Origin of the sequence: Niastella caeni, assembly GCF_004834005.1 — a bacterium.
Lineage (GTDB): Bacteria > Bacteroidota > Bacteroidia > Chitinophagales > Chitinophagaceae > Niastella > Niastella caeni.
Genome location: NZ_STFF01000004.1, coordinates 239,841 through 262,103, shown reverse-complemented (window position 1 = coordinate 262,103; position 22,263 = coordinate 239,841). Strand labels below are relative to the sequence as shown.

The 22,263-nt window shown below is 44.1% G+C and carries 22 protein-coding genes; 7 read left to right on the top strand and 15 right to left on the bottom strand.

The window, feature by feature from the left end; genetic code table 11:
* Positions 1–8: 8 nt before the first annotated feature.
* Positions 9–575, bottom strand: coding sequence for an RNA polymerase sigma factor (locus FAM09_RS16010; RefSeq protein ID WP_136578139.1), 567 nt, complete (start codon positions 573–575; stop codon positions 9–11).
* Positions 576–848: 273 nt separating this feature from the next.
* On the opposite strand from FAM09_RS16010, the gene FAM09_RS16005 reads away from it, so the two are divergent.
* The 3 genes from FAM09_RS16005 (at position 849) to FAM09_RS15995 (ending at position 2,236) form a co-directional block, all read left to right on the top strand.
* Positions 849–1,103: a glycosyl hydrolase family 28 protein gene (locus tag FAM09_RS16005; RefSeq protein ID WP_136578138.1), complete on the top strand. Its 255-nt coding sequence runs from the start codon at positions 849–851 to the stop codon at positions 1,101–1,103.
* 29 nt (positions 1,104–1,132) lie between these two features.
* On the top strand, positions 1,133–1,357 hold the full coding sequence (locus tag FAM09_RS16000) for an RICIN domain-containing protein (protein ID WP_243751686.1): 225 nt from the start codon (positions 1,133–1,135) through the stop codon (positions 1,355–1,357).
* Between the two features lie 312 nt (positions 1,358–1,669).
* A complete protein-coding gene (locus tag FAM09_RS15995; RefSeq protein ID WP_166437174.1) occupies positions 1,670–2,236 on the top strand; it encodes a fibrobacter succinogenes major paralogous domain-containing protein in 567 nt (188 codons plus the stop codon).
* A gap of 243 nt (positions 2,237–2,479) precedes the next feature.
* On the opposite strand, the gene FAM09_RS15990 is transcribed toward FAM09_RS15995, so the two are convergent.
* Entirely contained in the window at positions 2,480–3,760 is a 1,281-nt protein-coding gene (locus FAM09_RS15990) for a TCR/Tet family MFS transporter (RefSeq protein ID WP_136578135.1), read from the bottom strand.
* A 109-nt stretch (positions 3,761–3,869) separates the two neighbouring features.
* Between FAM09_RS15990 and FAM09_RS15985 the strand changes: the two genes are divergently transcribed.
* Positions 3,870–4,256: a hypothetical protein gene (locus tag FAM09_RS15985; RefSeq protein WP_136578134.1), complete on the top strand. Its 387-nt coding sequence runs from the start codon at positions 3,870–3,872 to the stop codon at positions 4,254–4,256.
* Positions 4,257–4,277: 21 nt separating this feature from the next.
* Here FAM09_RS15985 and FAM09_RS15980 read toward each other — a convergent pair whose 3' ends face one another.
* Positions 4,278–5,942, bottom strand: coding sequence for a hypothetical protein (locus FAM09_RS15980; RefSeq protein ID WP_136578133.1), 1,665 nt, complete (start codon positions 5,940–5,942; stop codon positions 4,278–4,280).
* A 267-nt stretch (positions 5,943–6,209) separates the two neighbouring features.
* Here FAM09_RS15980 and yiaA point away from each other — a divergent pair, with 267 nt between their 5' ends.
* Positions 6,210–6,626: an inner membrane protein YiaA gene (gene yiaA, locus FAM09_RS15975; RefSeq protein WP_136578132.1), complete on the top strand. Its 417-nt coding sequence runs from the start codon at positions 6,210–6,212 to the stop codon at positions 6,624–6,626.
* Positions 6,627–6,889: 263 nt separating this feature from the next.
* Here yiaA and FAM09_RS15970 read toward each other — a convergent pair whose 3' ends face one another.
* From FAM09_RS15970 to FAM09_RS15930, 9 genes are all read right to left on the bottom strand, one after another.
* Positions 6,890–7,927: a sensor histidine kinase gene (locus FAM09_RS15970; RefSeq protein WP_166437173.1), complete on the bottom strand. Its 1,038-nt coding sequence runs from the start codon at positions 7,925–7,927 to the stop codon at positions 6,890–6,892.
* Positions 7,928–7,940: 13 nt separating this feature from the next.
* Entirely contained in the window at positions 7,941–8,330 is a 390-nt protein-coding gene (locus FAM09_RS15965; protein WP_136578130.1) for a response regulator, read from the bottom strand.
* A gap of 242 nt (positions 8,331–8,572) precedes the next feature.
* Positions 8,573–9,202, bottom strand: a complete 630-nt coding sequence (locus FAM09_RS15960) for a response regulator (protein ID WP_136578129.1) — start codon at positions 9,200–9,202, stop codon at positions 8,573–8,575.
* A complete protein-coding gene (locus FAM09_RS15955; protein WP_136578128.1) occupies positions 9,199–11,067 on the bottom strand; it encodes a PAS domain-containing sensor histidine kinase in 1,869 nt (622 codons plus the stop codon). The genes FAM09_RS15960 and FAM09_RS15955 overlap by 4 nt, the downstream gene beginning before the upstream one ends.
* A gap of 377 nt (positions 11,068–11,444) precedes the next feature.
* On the bottom strand, positions 11,445–12,143 hold the full coding sequence (locus FAM09_RS15950; RefSeq protein WP_136578127.1) for a GNAT family N-acetyltransferase: 699 nt from the start codon (positions 12,141–12,143) through the stop codon (positions 11,445–11,447).
* 286 nt (positions 12,144–12,429) lie between these two features.
* Entirely contained in the window at positions 12,430–13,014 is a 585-nt protein-coding gene (locus tag FAM09_RS15945; protein ID WP_136578126.1) for a PhnA domain-containing protein, read from the bottom strand.
* Positions 13,015–13,062: 48 nt separating this feature from the next.
* Positions 13,063–14,748, bottom strand: coding sequence for a WG repeat-containing protein (locus tag FAM09_RS15940; protein WP_136578125.1), 1,686 nt, complete (start codon positions 14,746–14,748; stop codon positions 13,063–13,065).
* Between the two features lie 230 nt (positions 14,749–14,978).
* Entirely contained in the window at positions 14,979–16,472 is a 1,494-nt protein-coding gene (locus tag FAM09_RS15935; protein WP_136578124.1) for an NAD(P)H-hydrate dehydratase, read from the bottom strand.
* Positions 16,473–16,484: 12 nt separating this feature from the next.
* A complete protein-coding gene (locus tag FAM09_RS15930) occupies positions 16,485–17,762 on the bottom strand; it encodes a serine hydrolase domain-containing protein (RefSeq protein WP_166437172.1) in 1,278 nt (425 codons plus the stop codon).
* A 158-nt stretch (positions 17,763–17,920) separates the two neighbouring features.
* On the opposite strand from FAM09_RS15930, the gene serA reads away from it, so the two are divergent.
* Positions 17,921–19,159: a phosphoglycerate dehydrogenase gene (gene serA / locus FAM09_RS15925; protein ID WP_136578122.1), complete on the top strand. Its 1,239-nt coding sequence runs from the start codon at positions 17,921–17,923 to the stop codon at positions 19,157–19,159.
* Between the two features lie 167 nt (positions 19,160–19,326).
* On the opposite strand, the gene FAM09_RS15920 is transcribed toward serA, so the two are convergent.
* The gene (locus FAM09_RS15920) at positions 19,327–19,695 is read right to left on the bottom strand and encodes a DUF4870 domain-containing protein (RefSeq protein ID WP_136578121.1); all 369 of its coding nucleotides are present in this window, start codon (positions 19,693–19,695) and stop codon (positions 19,327–19,329) included.
* Between the two features lie 854 nt (positions 19,696–20,549).
* Here FAM09_RS15920 and FAM09_RS15915 point away from each other — a divergent pair.
* Positions 20,550–20,951 (top strand): DoxX family protein, encoded by a 402-nt coding sequence (locus tag FAM09_RS15915; protein WP_136578120.1) that lies wholly within the window; start codon positions 20,550–20,552, stop codon positions 20,949–20,951.
* 96 nt (positions 20,952–21,047) lie between these two features.
* On the opposite strand, the gene FAM09_RS15910 is transcribed toward FAM09_RS15915, so the two are convergent.
* Both FAM09_RS15910 and FAM09_RS15905 read right to left on the bottom strand, forming a co-directional pair.
* The gene (locus FAM09_RS15910; RefSeq protein ID WP_136578119.1) at positions 21,048–21,404 is read right to left on the bottom strand and encodes a pYEATS domain-containing protein; all 357 of its coding nucleotides are present in this window, start codon (positions 21,402–21,404) and stop codon (positions 21,048–21,050) included.
* Entirely contained in the window at positions 21,401–22,075 is a 675-nt protein-coding gene (locus FAM09_RS15905; RefSeq protein ID WP_136578118.1) for a hypothetical protein, read from the bottom strand. Before FAM09_RS15905 ends, FAM09_RS15910 begins: the two co-directional genes overlap by 4 nt.
* Positions 22,076–22,263: the final 188 nt, after the last annotated feature.

Genomic DNA, 22,263 nt, shown 5'->3' with positions numbered 1-22,263 from the left:
GGGAAAATTTATTCCATAAAAAAATTGCCCAGCCCTTCGCGGAGTTTTTTCAGGGCGGCGGACAACTGGTTTTTAACAGTTTGCGGGGAGATGGCCCGTTTATGCGCAATTTCATCAATGGAAAGGCCATAATCGCGGCTATCTATAAAAACTTCCCGCATTTTTTCGGGCAACCGCTCCAGCTCACGCCGATAGTTGGCCTCCAGGTCGGCGGAGGCCATATGCTCGCCTGTATTATTGGTAATTTCAGGCAGCGCCCGGCCGGCCAGCAATTGGTATTTTTCCCTGGCGCTTTCCGATTTCAGATAGTTTAATATTTTAAAGCGTACCGCGGCGCGGAAGTAGGCGATAACAGATTCTTTGATCTGGATCTGTTCCCTTTTCTGCCAGCAATACACGAACACCTCCTGCACAATATCCTTGGCAGCAGCTTTATCGTACAAATGCCAGTAAGCTGTTTCAAAAAGCGATTCCCAGTAGCGTTCATATAACTCGCCGTAGGCAGATACATCGCTGTCCATGACAAGCCGCCAGAGTTCATTATCGGTTATGTGTTTCAGGTTGGGTGGAGGCATACTATATTTTCAAAAACGGGGCTGAAGGTAGCAAATCACCTGTTAAAATCCTACCAGCCGCTGGTCGCCTTATTTTCATATGGCGTGAGGAGTAAATAAAGCGGAAAAGCCCCTTTGACCAATTCTTAAACCTAATTGACCAGTTTTTGAACCCTGTTTTTTAGTACTCAGGATATCTTTGTTCTGCTTGCAACTAAACCATCAATAACACCTGATGACCGGCGTATTGATGGTTTGGTAATTTTTTATAATCAACGAACAAAACGATTACGTATGAAAAAAACGATCCTGACATTACCTGCGGTTTGCCTTATAATGGCAGCCTGCGGTAAGAAAGTGGCGCCTGCAGACACTACCACAACCAGCCCAACGCCAACCACGGAGGATAACGGCATCCGCATGAAAACCAACCGCACCCGGGGTGGCACGGTTCAATATCTTACCTATTCCAACCTCACAATGACAAATGTGAGTACACCCATTACACTTTTAGAATTTTATCCTGATAATACCAGCGGTTTATCATAAACGATGTTGGCAATGGCTACTACAATATTGTGAATGTAAATAGTAACATGTGTCTGGATGTAACCGCCGGTTCAACCAGCAATGGAGCGCTTATACAACAATGGGGCTATGCCGGCAGTTATAACCAGCAATGGACCATTGAAGGTACCGGCGATGGTTATTTCAAAATTATCAATCGTAACAGCGGCAAGTGTCTTGATGACAGCCGCCTCTACCAGCAATGGCGCGCTGATCCAACAATATACTTTTGCTAATGGTAACAACCAGCTTTGGCAATTGAACAAGCTCTAAATTAATAGCCGCAACCCGGCGTTAGAACACCTTTTGGATAAGAGCAGATCTTATTCGAAAGGTGTTTTGTTTTTAAACACATGAGATTAATAAAAAAGTTGTAAGATTGAGCCTTCAACTCAACCCGAATGCTACATTCAAACAAACAAGCATATCAACTCAGGTTGCTTAAACTATTAACCTTTATTGTTCTTGGTTCGTACTGCCTTACAGCATGTGGCCAAAACAAAGGAGCTAAAAGTAATTCAGGTGATAATGAATTAACTGGCATTACAATGGGAACCCAGGTTTGGGCAGCAACCAACCTGGATGTGGTAACATTCAGGAATGGCGATCCGATACCCGAAGTGAAATCAAATGAAGAATGGGAAAAAGCGGGCAAAGAAGGTAAGCCGGCGTGGTGCTATTATGAAAATGATGCTGCCAAAGGAAAAACTTATGGCCGTATGTACAACTGGCATGCGGTAAACGATGCGAGGGGATTGGCGCCGAAAGGCTGGCATGTGCCATCGAACGAAGAATGGATTGCCCTGGAAAACCACGTGGGCGTCCCTGTCGCCGGTTTACGGCTTAAATGCGACAAAGGCTGGATGGCTAATGGCAATGGTGAAAACTTCAATAATTTCTGCATACCCGCGGGCGGCTATCGCGACAGAAACGGCCGGTTTCATGGTGCAAGTGAGTTCATTTATATATCTGGTACAACAGAAGAAAAAGATCAAAAAACTAACAAGCTTTTTATCTGGGGTAGGGGAATACAGTTTGAAAACAAGGATATGATGCGCTGTGGATTAGATAAAGAATTCGGGCTGTATGTGCGTTGTATTAAAGACTCGTTGTAAGTGAAAGTAACAAAATAGTAAGTACTCATGAAACGTTCAATTTACATATCACTCTTATAATTCGTCGCTAAATGGACAAATATATTTAAAAGAAGTAAATTGGAATACAAAGAATAATTCGAAGATACCAATCACGCAAGACTTTACCGCCGCATTTAACTTAAGTAAAGATAACAAGCATATTAAACAAAAAGGCACATCCCACCTGCGGAAATGCGCCTTTGTTTATATACTCATCTCACTTTAATGTACCGGCGTATCGCTCAGCTTACGGGTATCTGTAAATGCTTCTGATATTTCCTGTTGTTCTTTCTTCTCCCGGCTCAACACTTTCCAGATAATGATAAGGCTGAGCAACATGCATAGAGACCCGATCATAAAGTGTATTCCAGGAAAATAAAACGGCGCTTTGTTAGTAGTGAAAAAAGCAAACGTATTGTTCATGATCTGTGGACCAATGATGGTGGTAAGGCTCATGAGGCTGGTGAGCGCTCCCTGCAATTCGCCCTGCTGATTAGGCGGCACATGCACTGAAATAACCGATTGCAACGAAGGGCCGCAAATACCGCCCAGGCAATAGGGTACCAGGAAGGCAAACATCATCCATCCCTCAGTGGCAAAGGCAAACAAAACCAATCCCAGGGTATAAAGACTTAAACCGATGTAAATACTTTTTTCATTACCCAGTTTAGGCACTATTACCCTTGTTAACCCGCCCTGCACAGCGCCTACCAGAACACCCACCACAGCCAGGGAGATGCCAACCATTTTTTCAGTCCAGTTAAACCGGTAGATCGTAAAGAAATTCCAGTTGCCCTGTACGGCCTGGCTACCCAGATAGATCAGAAAAAAGCTAAGCGCCAGTCCACTGATCTCGCGGTGTGTTGTCAAAAATCTTAATGAGCCAAATGGATTGGCACGCTTCCATTCAAACGGGCGGCGATTTTCTTTACTTAATGATTCAGGTAATAAAAAATATCCGTATAAACAGTTCAACAAACACAACGCTGCGGCTGCATAAAAAGGCGCTCGTATTCCCCACGTAGCCAGTAAAGCGCCCAGGGCCGGCCCCAACACAAAACCTAACCCAAAGGCAGCTCCGATCAATCCGAAATTCTTGGCTCTTGTTTTTTCATCCAAACTTACATCTGCAATATAGGCGGTGGCCGTTGTAAAACTGGCGCCTGTAATACCGGCAATGATGCGGCCTATGAACAACCAGCCATAGCTTGGCGCCAGGGCCAGGATAATGTAATCGATGCCAAAACCCAATAAAGAAAACAGTAGAACGGGCCTGCGGCCATACTTGTCGCTCAGGTTACCTACTACCGGTGCAAACAAAAATTGAGCGATCGCAAAAACAGATAGCAGAAAAGCACCATACGTGCTGGCCTGGTTAACAGGTATGCCTTTTAATTGAGCAATCAGATCGGCCATTACAGGAATGATCAGTCCCCATCCCATTACATCTATCAGTAATGTAATAAATATAAAGCCTATTGCTGACTTCATCGGTCTCTTCATAAAAATGTATTGATTTCAGGTCGTAAACTTAGCACGATCTGCTTAATAATCAAGGCTGTAAATGCGACAATTTTAGGGTAAATTGCGACATATTATTATCCCGGATACTATGAAAAAATATCTATTTATTTTCTTTACATTATTAGCAGCTGCGTCCTTTAATGCCAATGCGCAATCAAAGTTGACAGAACAGGAAGTGAAGGAATTGCTTTGTCATAAATGGAAGGCTGTCATTATGGAAATTCAAGGCAAACAATATAACGTAGAGAAAGAAGAGGATGAACTATTTCTTACCTTCTTAAAGGATGGAACTTTTATTGACTCACAAGAGGGTAATAAATCTGCTAAAATAAAATGGACATATACCCATAGTACCATGACTTTAAATACAGGCGGCGTACTCAAAAAAATTTTTAAAATCGACGATAAGGAGCTAAAGTTTAAGTCTAAAATGGATGGGCAAAATGTAATAGTGACATTTAAACGTGTTGATTAGGCTCATACCTCACCACCATAATTACTTCACCTTCGCCACCGACGTATTTTTAACTGCCGTTACAAACGCTAACTGCCGGGTATAGTAATCCGCCAGGTCTTTTTTACCGCATAAGCCTGCGGCTTTGGCGGCGCCATTCAACCCATTGTACCGGTTGCGGTGGGTCTCCAGGTTACTCTGGTAGGCTTCCAGTGCTTTTTCGGGTTGTTTCACTTCCATATACAGATCGCCCAGCAATTCGCGGGCGGGGAGTACTTCGCCGGGTGTTACGGGATGCTTTTCGGTCTTATCTTCCATTTGCGCTGCCTGGTTCATCTTTTCCAATGCAGCGGCCGTGTTGCCTTCTTTCCAAAAGATCCAGCCTTCCGATGCTTTGATCTGAATATCTACCAGGTTGGCTTTATACGTTTCCTTTTTCGCCAGCAGGTCATTGCGCAACTGGTTCAGGATGGCCAGTTCGGTTTTAGCACTGTCTAACTGGCTGGTGTGCACAAAGCCCAGCGCCCGGGCAAAATGAATGATCGCCCGTTGCCAGGGGAATTTCTCCATAGGAAAACCGGCGGGTGTGGTTGTCAACTGCGTAGCTTCTTTCCATAACCTGTTCTCCAGCACATACCGCACAGGGATAGCTGCAAATGTATAGGCGCCTTTGAAATTGGGCGGCGACACTTCACTGAAGGTGTTCAGATAATCCCATTGCGCTTTGGCCAGCTTCGTTTCTTTCTTCTGCAAATAGGCATACACCAGGTAATCCATACTATGCAATTCTTCATCCCAATGGCCTCTCATACCTGCACTTTCCGCATAACATTTGGCAGCGGCTATGGATGCCAGGTTACTTTGGATGCTTTCATCCCACATGCCCAGCCTGGTAAAGATATGCGAAGGCATGTGCTGCGCATGGGCGGAAGCCGGTGCAAGGGATGCATACCGCTGCGCGGCAGGCAACGCCAATTCCGCCAATTCCGGATAATCATACGTATGAATGATATAATGCACAATGCCCGGATGGTTAGGTAAACTGGCATACAGGCCATGTAAGATCTGTCCGGCCTTTTTTTGTTTGGTATACATTTTATCGGCGGGGTCGGCGGCTGCATCTAATGCCAGCGCATAAAAGATCGCGGCTTCTCTATCGTTGGGATACTTTTCGTACAATGCTTTCATCGCCGCTTCATATGCATGGCAGCGGGTGCGATGGTCTGCTCTTTCCCAATTGTTATAATATGCTGATAGCGCTTTAATATAATCCGATTCGCGCGTTGTTTTGGGTTCAATGGATCTGGCCACTTCCAATGCCCGGTTTCCTTTTTGTAATTCCGGCGCTTCGGGCGGCGTCCATAACGGATGGTAATTACACATGGCAACGCCCCAATAGGCCATGGCACAATGCGGGTCGCGTTTGATGATCTGCGCAAACACTTTTTCGGCTTCGTCATATTCGAATGAATGCAATAAAGCGATGGCAAAATTGAATTGCTTTACAATACCGGTATCACCAGAAATAATAAACGAAACTTTGCCTACCGATTTATCGTCGGGCCCACATAGCACTACATCGCCCGTTTTCAGGTTAATGGCGCTGATCTCTTTGGCTAACATCGGTCGCGTTCTTTCTCTGCACGATAACAGCAGGGTAGAAGAAGCAATAATGGCAACCGTTGCAATTTGTATGATCTTGTTCATGATCGTGACCGTTTGAAGGCTTTCTTAATGTGATTAGGCGCTGTGTTCAAAGTGCGGATGCAGTGTTATCAAGGAAGAATACGGCAAGTGCGTTAAAGGTAAAAATATTATATGGTATATCCATTTGCATGGTAATGTATTCTGGTATTTTAGTTCCTGCGCTTCATTTTTATGAATATTTTATAGGTTTTGAATCTATCTTTAATTTGGTATTTTTAACCATTATTAATTAACCCCTGTCTCTCAATCAACCTTAAAAAACAACCAATGAACCAAAAACCCTCAAACGCCTTCATTGCAGCCTCCTGGATTGCCCTTGGCGCCGGTATGCTTGGCTTTTTGATCGGCTTGTGGCGCGCAGAAATGCAATTGAATGAAAAGGGATATTATTTTACGGTTTTAATGTTCGGACTTTTTTCCGTTATCTCTGTACAAAAAAGTGTTCGCGATAAACTGGAAGGCATTCCCGTTACTGACATTTATTATGGTTTAAGCTGGTTTTGTACCATTCTGGCCATTGTATTACTGGTAGTGGGTTTATGGAATGCCACCATATTACCGAGTGAAAAAGGGTACTATGCCTTTTCTTTCTTACTGGCTTTGTTTGGTGCTATTGCGGTTCAGAAGAACACACGGGACGCTAAGGCAGTTACTACCCAAAAAGACACTTCAAATACACAATAATCGAAGATCCGGCTTGTAGGTTTCCGTTAGTTGCCGGTTACCAGTTCCCTGTTACCAGGACCTTACAGCAGAATGCCTGCCAATAATCGGGTAGCTATTGAATTAAACCCGGGTAACTGGAGCCCGGTAACTGGTAACTTAAAAATAAAGCTCCTGATCATGCATCAGGAGCCTTTATTTTTTACAATGCTCAATGAACCTGCATTGTTCGTACAGTTTTTTACGAACTCACTTTACACTACACACTGTACACATATTGGTTTTCATATAGGAATAGTGATGTGCAGCCGGCATCCCTTGCCTGGCGATGTTATGATCTCATATTGCCCATGCAGGTGTTTTGCCCGCTCTCTGATGTTGATCAATCCAATGCCATCTACCTGGTGGTTAAGGTCGAAACCGATGCCATCATCGTCAATAATAAGTTCCACCTGCTTCTCATCGGTTTCGAGGGTCATAACCACCGTCTTGGCTCTGCTGTGCTCTATGATATTCCTGAACTGTTCCTGAAGGATGCGGTATATATTTATTTTCTTATGGTCGGAAAGCGGTTCTTCATTAAAATGATGAATGCCGAAAACGATATTTATTTTGTGGATCGCTTTTATGTCTTCAATGAAAGCTTTTACGCTTTCGAGCAGGGTATTTTTCTGCAGCTTTTGCAACACCATTCCCCGCGATAATTTCTTGATCTCTTCTATCGCTTCCCTGAGCAATTGAATGGTTATGTTTTTTGCTTTTTGATTATCTGCCTGGTACACCTGTAACAGATCGAGGTGCAATTTTGCAGAACAGAGCAACTGGTTCACATTATCATGCAATTCCTGTCCTATCACCAGTCGCTCATGCTCCAGCATCTTAAATAACATATCCGAAAGGGTAGTGGATTGGTTTCTCAACATGGTAGTACCGTCCAGCAATGCGGTAGCGTTTTCTGCCTGTAATGCCTGTTCGCTTTTATACCCGGCACAAAGGATATATTCATTAGATTTTTTTTCGCAAATCAATTGATAAAAAGACCATCTAAAAGCTTGCTGCCGGTCCGGGTCGGCATAGGTATACAGATTAATAGGAAATGATTGAAGGTTAATATCATTGTTTGCCAACAGGCTATTGAACAGATCCCGGTCCTTTTCTGAAAGCAGGGATTGAAAATAATCCAACTGCCGCCGGGTACCGGGGCCAAACTCATTGTTCATGGCCATATTCATAGAAAGGACGCGGCCTTCCTGGTCGATAATTGCATAATACACCGATTCCTGACCCGCTTTTGGGTCATTGGGTGACAACCGGTCACTCATGTTCATAGCTAGTTTACTTTTGTTTTACAAGGCTTTCCAGGGCCTTATCTATTATGGCTGTAATGGAGTCAAAACCCAAAGACTTGTCCACATAGTAATCAGCTCCAAGGCGCTTGCACGTTTCGAAATATTCCCCAGGGTCGTTATTAGTAAGCATGACGATCTTTACATGCCTGTTCATCTTCCGGATAGCTACCAGCAGATCAATACCGCTCCTGTCTGGCAGGTTGATATCCAGGAAAATAAGATCTGGTGTTTTTCGGGCGAACATCGTTAAGCCTTCTTCAAAGCAGCCGGCTATTGCAATAGAGATCCGGTCGTAACGTTCAATTAGCAGTTGTTTGATACGATGAATGAATAAAGCAGAATCGTCAATTAAGAGGATACCGAAGTTGTTGTTCATTCATACCGTGTTTGGATTGCAAAGATGCGACACAATAGTTTGAGGAAAAATAGGGTCAATTGTCGTTTTTGTGTAAGGGAGTTGGCTACCAGGTGTGGTTGTTTCTACTACAAGGGAATAAAAATATTGAATATTGAATATCCAATATTGAATGTAGAAGGAAATGCAACGAGTAACCTGAAACTTCTCTTTTACTTCAACATTCTACATTCAATATTCGATATTCGACATTTCTTTACTTTTCAAATCAGTTTATTCTCAACAGCATACAGCGTAAGCTCAGCATTATTCTGCATCCCCATTTTCTCCAGGATCCTGCTGCGGTAAGTGCTGATGGTGTTCACGCTTAAGGAAAGGGAGGCGGCTATTTCTGAAACGGTTTTTCCCGAAGCGATCCGCTTTAACACATCAAATTCCCGCTCAGATAATTTCTCATGCGGTAACTGGTTGGGATCATCTCCTAACGAAGCGGCCAGTTTCTCTGCGCCTTCGGCACTGATATATTTCTTGCCCTGCAGCAACTGCTTTACTGCTTTTAACAGTTCATCGGGATGACTTTCTTTATTCAGATACCCCGATGCGCCGGCTTTTAATGCCCGCACTACATATTGATCTTCGGGATGTACACTGAGTATGAGCACCGGCGTAGCCGGTAATAGTTTTTTTAGTTGCCGCAATGTTTCCAGGATGTTGCGGCCGGGCATGGAGATATCTGAAATGATCAGGTCCCATTTTTTTACAACGGCTTCTTTGATCAACGCAAAGGAATCGGTTACCTCGCTTATTTCGGCACCGGGAAATTCTTCCCGTAATAATGTGCTCAGACCTTTTCGGATAAGGCTGTGATCATCGGCAATTAAAAATTTTGTCACAGTTGGGTGATTTCCTGGTTAGTGATGAATATAGGGGTGGATACCTGGATATAGGTGCCTTCGCCGGGCCTGCTTTCAAGGCGAAAATCTCCGTCGATCATCAATGCTCTTTCATGCATCCCTTTCAGCCCCAGCGTTTTTTTGCCCGTCATATTTTCCATCCGGAAACCTTTTCCATTATCGCGTATTTCCAGCACGATCCTGTTCTTCTCCTGCGACAACACGGCGTCTACCTGCGTAGCGCCTGCATGGCGTGCAACGTTGGTCAAAGCTTCCTGGTATATGCGAAACAAAGCATTTGACTGATTTGTTGTGAACTGCGGTTCAGGTAGCAAACTTTCAAAAATACACCGGATGCCAAAGTTCTTCTCAAATTCCCGGCTCTGCCATTCCAGGGCGCTTACCAGTCCCAGGTTGTCAAGTATACTGGGTCGTAGCTGGGTGGCTATCTTGCGCACCGATCGCATGGTTTCTGCCAGTAACTGATCGGCCTGTTCCAATTGCGCTTTCACTTCCTGTTCTTCCGGTGGCAACTTTTTGCTCATTTGTAACAGGTCGAGCTTTAACAGGGTTAGTTGCTGTCCCAGTTCGTCATGGATCTCGCGCGAAATATGTTTTCGTTCTTCTTCTCTTATGTTTTCGAGGTGGGAGGAAAGTTCGCGCAGTTGCCGGTGCGATTGTTTCAGTTCCTGTTCGGCTTTTACTTTCCCGCTAATATCATTGGCTACGATATAAACATTTTTATCGCCCATTGACATAAAAAATTCTATGATCTTTACCGACCCGTCCTTACAGCGCACGTCATACTGGCTCACTGATCTTGATTTCTCCGGGTGACGTTTCGTTTCTTTTTCGTAGTCGGTGATCACATGGTTTCGCACATGTACATCCGGGTAAGCCTTATTAAGCCAGTTCAGCCTGGTGGGAATGTCTTCTTTGGTATAACCAAACGTTTCAATAAAGGCATTGTTCAGGAACCGGGTTTCTCCCTGCGCATCAAATACAAAAATGGGAATGGGTAATTGTTCTGAAATATTCCTGAATTTCTCTTCATTTGCCTGCAATGCTCTGGTAACAGCATTTTTTTCAGTAACATCATTAAACGTTATATAACAAAGATCTTCATCTATGGTAAAAGACATTTCCAGGTCTTTGGGAGTGCCGTCTTTGCAATAAATAGTGATATCAAATGGATGCGATTCGCGCTTTTCACCGTTCTGGATCCTTTTTATTTCATCGCGCCATTCTCTTTGCTTTTCCAGAAAATAGGCTTCGCTTCGGTAAGCAAGCTGTTTCCAGCGTTCAATATCCGGAATGTCTTCAATCGTATACCCAAACCATTCGGTGAATTTGGGGTTGATGAACAAAAAACGTTTAGGCGGTTCTATTTCATAAGCGGCAATGGGCATGGTTATCTTATCAATGATGCGCCTGAATTTATCTTCTGCTTCCCTGATCAATTGTTCTGCTATACTTCTTTCTATAAAGGCTGTACCAGGCGCCGGTTGTTCTGCGGCTATTGCTTCGGGGACCGGCTGGTTATGTATTACCAGTACCAGCGGTTGTTTGCGCATATGCCAAACAGAACAGGTATATGTTATCGGAGGTAATTTTTTAGAGCTGAATTCGAGGGAAAGTCGGGTGTCGCGGGGTTTGCTTTTTTTGGCAAGGGTTGATTTGAAAACCGCTTTGGATTCGGGGGTTAGAAAGGAAAGGATCTTTTTACCTATACACTTCCTGCCGGCCACTCCATGCAGCCTGGCTTCCATTGGCCAGATGGCATTTATAATTCCTGTTTTCTTCGCAATCGACACTAAAATGACATCGCCGGGAGGGTTGTTTGTAGCAATAACGTGCTTTCCCATTAAACCGAAATTGATTTATATATAACGGGTTTGGTTTAAGATAAGATTTTTCTATATAAATAAGCGGGCAAACCCGTTATTTTTTATCGAATACCCTTTTACCCTGATGGCAGGCCAGCCATCTAACCATCAATCCAAGCTTCAAGCTGCAAGCAAATACAGAATACAGGCTGAAAGCTATAAGCTGAAAGCAAATACAGAATACAGCTGAAAGCTGCATGCAAATACAGAATACAGCTTTTTTCTCTTTGCCTCGTTGCCTTAATACAGCTGCAAGCTACAAGCTGCAAGCAAATACAGAATACAGGCTGAAAGCTATAAGCTATAAGCTGAAAGTAAAAACAGAATACAGCTTTTTTCTCGTTGTCTCGCTGCCTTTATTTCTTTTCATACATCATTTGCCAGAAACTGATCATGCGCCTGGTTGTAAATCCCAGGTATTCATACAGCCTGATCGCCCGTTCGTTTGTTTGTAATACGTGTAAGAAAGGAATATTTCCTGCTTGCAAATTGGTATTGCAAAGATGGGCTATTAAATATTGCGCATACTTACGGCCGGTAAAAGCAGGATCGGTACATATGGCGCTTATTTCGGTTAAATTATCAATGCGCATCCTTTCACCGGCAATGGCTACCAGTTGATCATGCTGCCAGATACCATAATAGTTCCCCAATTGCCAGGTTTCCTTTTCATAATACCCGGGTTGCACCTTGTCAATAAGGTTGAACATATCGTTACTATGAGAAGCCGTTAGTTGAGTAATGGGAATGGCGGCGGCAGGAAGCTCAACTTCTTTATTAAGCACCATTTGCACACATGGCAATTCTTTGATCACAGTGTAGCCAGCGGGAAGGGGTGGCAATACGCCAATAAGAAAAAAGGTTTCTCCGGGTTGAAACCATTCATTTAATGATTGTATGCTTTCTTCATAACCGGGTTCATAAACAGCAAAAGGTAATATACCTCGTTTGTACCGCTTTACATGAGCAGTACCAACAGCGAATTGTTGTTGAACACCCGTGAGCGCCCACCAGGCAGGGTTGTCAAGCTTTGAGTATGGATCACTGTTATGCATACAGCAAGTTAAGAAATCCGCTGAAACAAAAGCTGAAAGCAAATAAAGAATAGAGCTGAAAGCTATAAGCTACAAGCAAATACAGAATACAGCTTTTTTCTCCTTGCCTCGTTGCCTTAATACAGCTACAAGCTGCAAGCTTCAAGCTACAAGCAAATACAGAAAACAGCTGTAAGCTACAAGCTATAAGCTGCAAGCAAATACAGAATACAGCTTTTTTCTCGTTGCCTTTATGCCTTGTTGCCTCGTTGCCTCGCTGCCCATTCGCTAATTAGCAATTATCACATTATCCATTATGTATTCTTACATACTTCGTAAGTATAACAATGACCTGGCCTTCTATTTTGCCTTCAATTTGTTCGGTATTATTTTCTACCAGGCGAATGTTCTTTACTACGGTCCCTAATTTGGCCGTCATGGAAGTGCCTTTTACATCCAGGTGTTTTGTGAGGATCACGGTATCGCCGTTTTGCAACAGGTTGCCGCTACTGTCTTTATGTAATTCAACTGCGTCGTCGTTTTCATGATCACCGGTGGCTTTGGCCCAGGCCAGGGTTTCATCGCTGAGGTACATCATATCCAGGTTATCCATAGCCCAGCTTTCCTGTTTCAGGCGATGCAGCATCCGCCACGATACCACCTGTATGCCTGGTATTTCGCTCCACATGGTTTCAGATAAAAAAGTCCAGTGGCTGGCATTCAGTTCGGCTTTCTTTTCTATTTGCGCCCGGCAGGTATCGCAAATGAGGATATTGTCATCGGCATTGCTGTGGGGAGCCGGTGGTACTTCATAAATTTTTAAAGGACCGCCCGATTTGCACAGTTCACATTGGTTGTTGCTGCGTTGTTGTAATTGTTCTTCCAGTTTCATAATAGGTTCTTTAAAAATGGCGGCGAAGGTACTGTTTTTCTATATTACCTAATTAACCGGGGGAATTCCTGCAACAAATGGTACGTAACTGGTTTTCCAGAAGCCATCCATGCGCGTAAGACGTCCAATGTCAATGGTCACTTCTTTTGTCCCGGATCGTAAGGATACCAGGCAGGTCATGGACTCGATGCAGAAGGGTTCGCTTTCCAGCATCGTAAGCCTGTCGTATTGTGTTGGTACATAGGCTGCTATCCAGGGTGTGTGTTGCGCATCCTGCACAGTGCTGCTGATCCTTTTCATTTCATCGAATATTTCCTGCTGCCTGCTTTCCAGTGTATATGCCCGCATTCTTTCAATATCATTTACAAGCGTGCGGTTTTTATACCGGCTGCGTTTCAGGAACGAAACCGTATGTTTATCGGGTGTAATGTTTTTACAAAATGCATGCAACAGGGAATCGTTCTTTGCATTCATGGCCTTTGTAAGATCGGCCAGCAGTTTATGTAAATCGGTATAACCGCAGGCATCGGACGGGACGAAGTTACCAGCCACCCCGAATGTATCAATATAACTTAACTGACCATTTTTAAATACGGGGGCTTTCCCGTTTATATACACGCCGATGTTGTCGTATTCTTCTTTGGTAATGGTTTGGCCGGCAGCATTAATCACTTTACATTGGCCATTGTTACATGCTTTATAAAACCCGCCGGAGATAGGTTGAAGGTCGTCGTATGCAACAGGAATGCGCTTTTTATTGGCAAGATCAATTAATCCGTATTTACCTTTTACCCGGGCCAGCAAGGGTTTATTATAATCGATCGAAAGAAATTTCAGTTGGTCGTATTGAAAGGGGACCAATATTTTATTTTGCGCATTGATAACGCCATATTTATTGGCTGAAACGGCAATGATGATATTGTCTGCATTTACATCAGCTATATTATCATATTGAACCGGTATGGCCGGCCATAGCTTTTCAGCATTCAGGAAACCCTTTTTTGAATTCGTACCTGTAACAAGATACCAGTATTCAAATTCCAACTTACTATTCATAAAGGGTTTTATGGTACTATACCGCACGGGCAAAATAAATTTACCGTTATTTGTAATAATGCCGTTCAGCTTGCCCATGCGCACCCGGTAACCTTCCATCGAAATACCTTCCATTTCGTCATATTGAAATGGCGCTTTTATTTCTCCTTTCCAATTGACCATTCCCCATTTATCCTCCTTTCTGGCAACGAAAACAAGGTTCCATTTGCACCTGATGAAACTATAATCAAACGGCAATATCACTTTGTTATGGTTATTGATAATCCCCCACTTTTCATCTTTTTTTGCCCGAAACAAAAGGTCACCTGCAGGCCATTTTTCGGTTTCGGCAGTACTTAATGAAACAGTCCAGTTCTCCAATTGCTGGTATGCGGGCTCAATGATAACTTTCCCCTTCCCATTCAAAACGCCATACAGGCTGTTTTGCTTTACGATAAAATAAGGGGTGGGTAGATCGGTTGGGTAGATGATGGTGTCATATTCAAAGGGGATCAATGTTTGCCCTGTACTATTATCAACCCATCCGAATTTGCCGTTTTTTTTAATAGGCCTGGCAGGTTCAAACGGTACCGTTTCAGCATCCTGGCTGACAGGGGTTTTGACATGTTCAATCTTTTCTTGCGCCAATAATGCAAAGGGAAGAAAGGAAAAAATAAGCAATGGGTACAATTTCAACATAGGAAGCAGTTACATTTTTAAATGACAAACATAATAACTAAAAGGTATAAAGGCAATGAGGCAAGGCATAAAGGCAACGAGGCAAAGAGAAAAAAGCTGTATTCTGTATTTGCTTGTAGCTGTATTAAGGCAACGAGGCAAAGAGAAAAAATCTGTATTCTGTATTTGCTTGCAGCTTTAGGCTTATAGCTTTCAGCTGTATTCCATTAGCACATTATCACATTAGTAAATTAGCACATTGACTGGTACGCCTGCCCCAAAAAATCAATGAGGTCACTCGCAATGAGGGATGGTTGCGAAGTATAAGCTGCCGCCAGGTCGCCGGCATGGCCATGCAGGAACACACCCGCAATAGCCGCTTGTAACGGCGCATATTTTTGCGCCAGTAAACCGGTAATGATGCCGGTGAGCACATCGCCGGTTCCGCCGGTGGCCATACCGGGATTGCCCGAACTGTTGAAATACCCATTGCCATCGGGCGAGGCAATAAACGTGTACCGGCCTTTCAACACAATATTCAAATTATATTCGGCGGCTTTCTGTAAGGCTGTTTGTATGCGTTCGTAGTCATTGGTGGTTTTGCCAAACAACCGCTCAAATTCTTTAGGGTGTGGGGTAAGCACCGAACCCGGCGGTATGCTGTTCAACAGCGTTTTTTCCTGCGCTATCGTATTCAACCCATCGGCATCGATGACCATGGGCCGGCGGTTCTGCTCAAAAACCGCCTTCAACAGTTTGCTATTGTCTTCATGCGCGCCCAATCCGGGGCCAATGCCAATAGCATCGTATTTTCCCAGGTCGTGCACGGCATGGTCCCAATTGTCGCCGGTTTTACACATGGCTTCCGGTACGGCAACCTGCATTATGGTATAGCCCGATACCGGGATATGGCAGGTAAGTTTACCTACACCACTGCGCAAACAGGCCCGGGCGCAAAGCACGGCGGCGCCCATCATGCCATAGCTGCCCGCAATAAGGGCGGCATGGCCAAAATCGCCTTTATGGGAAAAGGGCTGGCGCGGTTGAATGATCTTTCTTACCATCGCCAGGTCAATAAGCTGAAAAGGGGAAGGCTGTATGGCCAGAAAACCGGGGTGCAAACCGATATCGAGCAGGTGCACCGCGCCGATGCTTTCCTGGTTTTCGGGCATCAGGAAAGCCGGCTTAAAACACTGAAAGCTAAGGGTATGCCGGGCTTTTATTAAAATATTCCCTTTGGCGCTGTGATCTACAAACAATCCGCTGGGAATGTCTATGGCAATTACTTCATTACCGCTTTTATTAATATGTTGTATAAGGCCGGCGGTGAGCCCATCGGCAGGGCGGTTTATACCCGACCCCAACAGGGCGTCAATGATAATATCTAAAGTAGGGATGGCATGCAGGTTTTCTTCTGAAGAAATGAACCGGATTTCGGCGGTGGTATCGTGCAGCCGGGCCAGGTTAAGCTGAAAATCTTCCGTGCCTTTATGGCCAAATTCCAGGATGTAAACCGTAACGGCATGATTCGTTTGTGCCAGCAGGCGGGCAATTACCAGTCCATCGCCGCCATTGTTGCCCTTGCCGCAGAAGATACTGAACGACCGGCCTTTGTAATTGTTCTGCATCAGCCAGTCGTAACAGGCCGTGGCGGCGCGTTCCATCAGGTCAACAGAAGCAATGGGTTCATGTCGCATGGTGTATTCGTCCCACGCTCTAATTTGTTCGGTAGCAAAAATTTGCATCCCGAAAATTAATTACTTTTTGGCAGTGGAGCGGCGACTGGTACTTTTCTTTTTATAGGCGGTGGCATGCGAACGGCGCTTCACCGGCTTTTGTACATGGGCAACCTGGGTGGGCTCGTCGTCATCGTAGCGTTTATGTTTTTGCATATAATCGCCAAAAATATCGGCCATTTCCTTCACCTTGTACACATACCGGCAATCGTTGTTAGCCAGGGCAATGATCGTGGCATTTTCATCGGTCATGCGGTAGAAAGATGTGCGGTTGCCATGCCACCAGCCATTGTGGTAGATGAGCTTTTTGCCATTCTTCAGCAGGTACATGCGCCAGCCCAGTCCGTAATTGTGGGTGCCGGGCTTTTCAAAGCTATAGCCGGCATAAGCCTGGTCGAGGGTAGCCTTTTTAAAAAACCCTTCGGTTTGCAGGGCCTGGTCCCATTTCAACAGGTCGCGTACCGTACTGTAAATATTTTTATCGCCATAAACGGCATCGAGGAATTCAAATCTGTATTCGCGGTTGCTGTAATAGAAAGAAGGCATATAGCGGGCAGAATCGGCGAGGGTGAACACGTACGTGTCTTTCATACCCAGCGGATCGAAAAAGGTCTTTTTCAGGTAATCTTTATACGAAAGGCCGCTCACTTTTTCAATGATCAGGGCCAGCAGGGCATAATTGGTATTGGAATAGCTGAAACCGCGATTGGGCGTGCCAATAGGTATTTTCTGGTGATTGGCGATCAGGAAGTCGAGCACATCCTGGTTACTGATCATTTTATGCTTATCCCAGCCCATTTCGCCCATATAATGGTCGTATTTGGGAATACCGCTGCGATGGTTCAGCAAAAGCCGCACGGTTACGCCTTCCAGCGGAAAACCGGGTAAATATTTTGAAACGGGATCTTCTACATTGAGCCTGCCTTCTTCCCACAATCTCAACGTGGCCATACCGGTAAAGGTCTTTGAAACAGAAGCGAGGTGGAAGGGGGTAGTGGGGGTGATGGAATCTCTTTTGGTGCGGGGATCTACAAAACCCGCGTATTCTTCATAAACGATTTGTCCGTTTTTTGCCACAAGTACGCTGCCGTTGAACCGCGTTTTATTCAGGGTAGAATCAAGATGGTTACTGACCAACCGCTTGTATCGACTTATCTCTTCGGGTGTTAATGGAGTGGCGTGAGCGGGTAACGATGAGGTATCATCATTTGCAGGGGCGGAGGTAACCTTTTTATTGTTAACACGCGCACAGCTCTGTAATGCCAGAACTACCAGCAATAACCTTACTAAGTTTTTCACCAGGACAATCTTATTTTTTGGTTTCAGTAATTTGCGAAGTTACAGAAAACAGATCAGTAACCCAGCCCATGAATGCTATTTTCATGCCTGACTTTCTGCAACTATGAACTATATTTGCAATCTTTTAACATGATAACGTAAAAGCAGCGAGATTCATTATGACCGACAAACAAATTACGAGTTATCCCAAGGAAAAGATAAACATTCTACTACTTGAGAACATCAGTGACACAGCCGTAAAGTTCTTTAAAGACAATGGTTACACATCCGTTAAAAAGATAACGGGGGCGTTAAGTGAAGAAGACCTGATACGAGAAGTGAAAGATGTGCATTTATTGGGTATCCGCTCCAAAACCCAGATCACGCCGCGGGTGCTGGATGCTGCTAAAAAACTACAGGCCATAGGTTGTTTTTGTATAGGTGTTAACCAGGTTGATCTAAAATATGCTAAACAACAGGGTGTTGCGGTGTTCAATGCACCGTATTCCAATACCCGTTCGGTAGCAGAGCTGGTGATAGGTTTATCGATCTTGTTGATCCGCCGCATTGTGGATAAAAATAAAGCGGCGCATGAAGGCATTTGGCTGAAAGATGCCAAAGGCAGTTATGAAATGCGTGGCAAAACGCTGGGTATTGTAGGTTATGGCAATATCGGAACACAGGTTAGCGTTTTGGCGGAAGCCCTGGGTATGCAGGTAATATTTTACGATACCATTACCAAACTGCCGCTGGGGAATGCCGTTGCAAAGAAGTCGCTGAAAGACCTGGTAAGCCAGGCCGACATCATCACCCTGCATGTACCCGAAACCAACAGCACCAAAAACCTGATCAATAAAAACGTAATAAAGAATTTCAAGAAGGGTTCTATTCTTATCAACTATGCCCGCGGTGAAGTAGTTGACCTGGAAGCGCTGGCCAAGGCCTTACAGGAAGGACAAATGAGCGGCGCAGCGGTTGACGTATACCCATGGGAGCCTGAAAAGAACGGCGATAAATTCACTACCCCGTTACAGGGTTTGCCAAACGTTATTCTTACCCCGCACATCGGCGGTTCAACCGAAGAAGCGCAGCAGAACATTGGGGAAGATGTGAGCAATAAATTGTTCCAGTACCTTGAAATGGGCGTAAGCATTGGTTCGCACACCGTGCCGCCATTGAGCCTGCCGCCACAGGAAGGCGCCCATCGCATTTTGCATGTTCACCGTAATGTGCCCGGCGTATTATCGGCCATCAACACTACATTGGCGAATAACAAGATCAACATTTTGGGTCAATACCTGAAAACGAATGACGAGATTGGTTATGTGGTGCTTGACCTCGACCGCAAGATCTCCAATACAGCCGTTAATTTGTTGAAGGAAGTGAAAGATACTATTAAGGTAAGGTTGTTGTATTAACGATATATCAATAATAAGAAGCGGATCGTTCTGTAAAGGGCGATCTTTTTTTTGCATTGTCCCGGTTACCGGAACCTAAGCTTCAGCATTTCCGCCAATAGTTAAGCTATCTTTTTCATTCTCCGGAAACTGGCAGCCGGATGCTTTTTCAACTTTACATATCCATGCTATTTGATCAACCTTATTGTAAAAGGATAGCGGTATAGCTTATTCTCGCTGGCCCTTATAGTAGCAACAATTACCAGCACCAGCACAATTATACCAATGACCCATAATAAGAAAATACCAATGATGGTAATAAAGAGAATAAGGCAGGCGATGGTCATGGTGATCTGAAAATTTAATGACTCCCGGGCATGTGCCGTTACGTATGCAGATTCATCTTTTTTAATAAGGTAAATGATCAGGGGCGGAAAGATCCAGAAAAACAACGTGAGCACATGACAGAGAATGGCCAGGGTTCTTTCATCGCTGGTGGGGGCGGAAATCGGGGCTTCTTCCGAGCCCAAAAATGAGTTGGAGGATGTGTTGGTCATAAAATTTGTGTTTACATAAATTTATTCAATATTATTTATATGGCCGCATCAGCGCTGTATTAAGGCAGCGAGGCAACGAGGCAACAAGGCATAAAGGCAACGAGAAAAAGCTGTATTCTGTATTTGCTTTCAGCTTATAGCTTGCAGCTTACAGCTGTTTTCTGTATTTGCTTGCAGCTTGTAGCTTGCAGCTGTATTAAGGCAACAAGGCAACGAGGCATAAAGGCATAAAGGCAACGAGAAAAAGCTGTTTTCTGTATTTGCTTGCAGCTTATAGCTTGCAGCTTACAGCTGTTTTCTGTATTTGCTTGCAGCTTACAGCTGTTTTCTGTATTTGCTTTCAGCTTATAGCTTGCAGCTTACAGCTGTTTTCTGTATTTGCTTTCAGCTTATAGCTTGCAGCTTACAGCTGTTTTCTGTATTTGCTTACAGCTTATAGCTTGCAGCTTACAGCTGTTTTCTGTATTTGCTTTCAGCTTATAGCTTGCAGCTTACAGCTGTTTTCTGTATTTGCTTGCAGCTTATAGCTTGCAGCTTACAGCTGTTTTCTGTATTTGCTTGCAGCTTACAGCTGTTTTCTGTATTTGCTTTCAGCTTATAGCTTGCAGCTTACAGCTGTTTTCTGTATTTGCTTTCAGCTTATAGCTTACAGCTGTTTTCTGTATTTGCTTACAGCTGTTTTCTATGTCGCAAACTACCCCTTAAATTGTCAGTAACACACCCCGTTGAAGCCGTTTTTTGAATCTAGTTTTGTTATAACAAATCAGGCCGTTCGTACTACCAACCATAAACGCAATTGATACGATGGCCGTCAAACAAAACAAAAAACGATTATCAACTTTAAACTATTCGTTATGAAAAAAACTAACATTTTCTACTGGGTGTTTACCGGATTATTTGCTTTTTTAATGCTGAGTTCTGCCATTCCCGATATCATCAGTCATCCAATGGCCATACAGGGCATGCATGAAGAATTGGGTTATCCCGTGTATTTTGTTCCTTTCATTGGCGTAGCCAAATTGTTGGGTGTGGCGGCTATTTTGATCCCCGGTTTTCACCGGTTAAAAGAGTGGGCGTATGCCGGGTTGTTCTTCGACCTTATTGGCGCTACGTTTTCCATTGTTGCCATTGGTAAACCCGACTGGATGTTTATGGTATTGCCGCTTGGCTTGGCCACTGCATCGTATGTGTTTTATAACAGAAGGAGAAAGTTTATTAATCAAGAGACAGGTGTGTTAGGGGGAGTTGCGTTTTAATAGATAGCAGAAGTTAGAAGTAGGGGGTAAGATGAGCTTGAATTTCGTATTTCGTATGCCCTACTTCTTACTTCCTACCTCTTGCTTCGCCATTTCTTACCCCTTCGCTTTACTGAACCGCAAATGATGCACCAGGTAAAGCGGCGTGCGTTTGGAATTGTTATATACGATCTTCACTTTGATATCAAATTCGCCCCAGCCGGAAGCACTGTACGAAAAATTTCTGTTCCGGGTACTGGCCTTTACCGTTTGTACCGGGTATTTGAAAGTGGGGTGTAAGGTGTAAACCACTTCTTTTATAGTGCTTAAAACGGTGGAACTGGCCACCAGGTACACCTTCCAGTTATAATACCCTTTTCTGGTGGCAGGGGATGCATCATTTGTTACGGTTATATTTTGAGCATACGCCTGGCATGCCCATAATAACAGGATGATCAGGACGATATTTTTCATTGTACTATTTCTTTCTTTAAGACAAAAACGGGAATGGCGCCGGGCCTGAAATCTTCAAACACCCATTTCTGATCGGTATTTGCTTTTACTACTTCCAGGCGGGGGTATTCGGTTTCGTTGTTTATATTTTTAAGAAAGACCTTTATCCGCTTTACTTTTCCATCATTCACCACATCATGGGTTATAATTTGCGGGAACTCTGAATTATGATCGTAATAACCTACCGTGAGGTCTGCCTTTTTAGGGAACTCGCTAAAGGGAATGCCTTCCAGCTCAAGCAGCAGTATCAGGTCGCGCGAGATCTTTGATTTGGCCGATTCCAGCTCATTCCTGATCTGGTCCCTTTCTTTTTCTATGGACCTTTTATCACTCTCCAATTGTTGCCTCGATCTGTTAAGCGCGCCCACCGTATCATTAAAGCTCTTCCATACAATTGGCACTACCAGGCCTATGCCTACCAGTATACAGACGGTTATAACTGAAATTTTCATATCGGCGCCGAATGCTTTTATCTCCTGCACACGGCCTTGTAAATGCTGTCCATAACCAAAAAGATAGGAGCCGATACATGTCAATAGGATCAGCAGCCCCACGCAGGCCAGTATGAGGTATACGAGGTCGAGCTGGGTGGGAATTTCGGCAAGCGGTTTAGAAACGTTCAGGAAAAACATTGTATGCGGTTTTAAGCTTTTTACAATATTTTATCTATCAAACCATATACAAAGCTCCGTTATCGTTTGTACCGGAAAAACCGTTAAAATACCCAAATTAACAAGGTAGAAATACCTTACATTGGCTGTAAGAAGAAAGCCGTAAGCTGTAAGCCGTAAGCTGTAAGCGGAAAGCTGTAAAGCTTCAC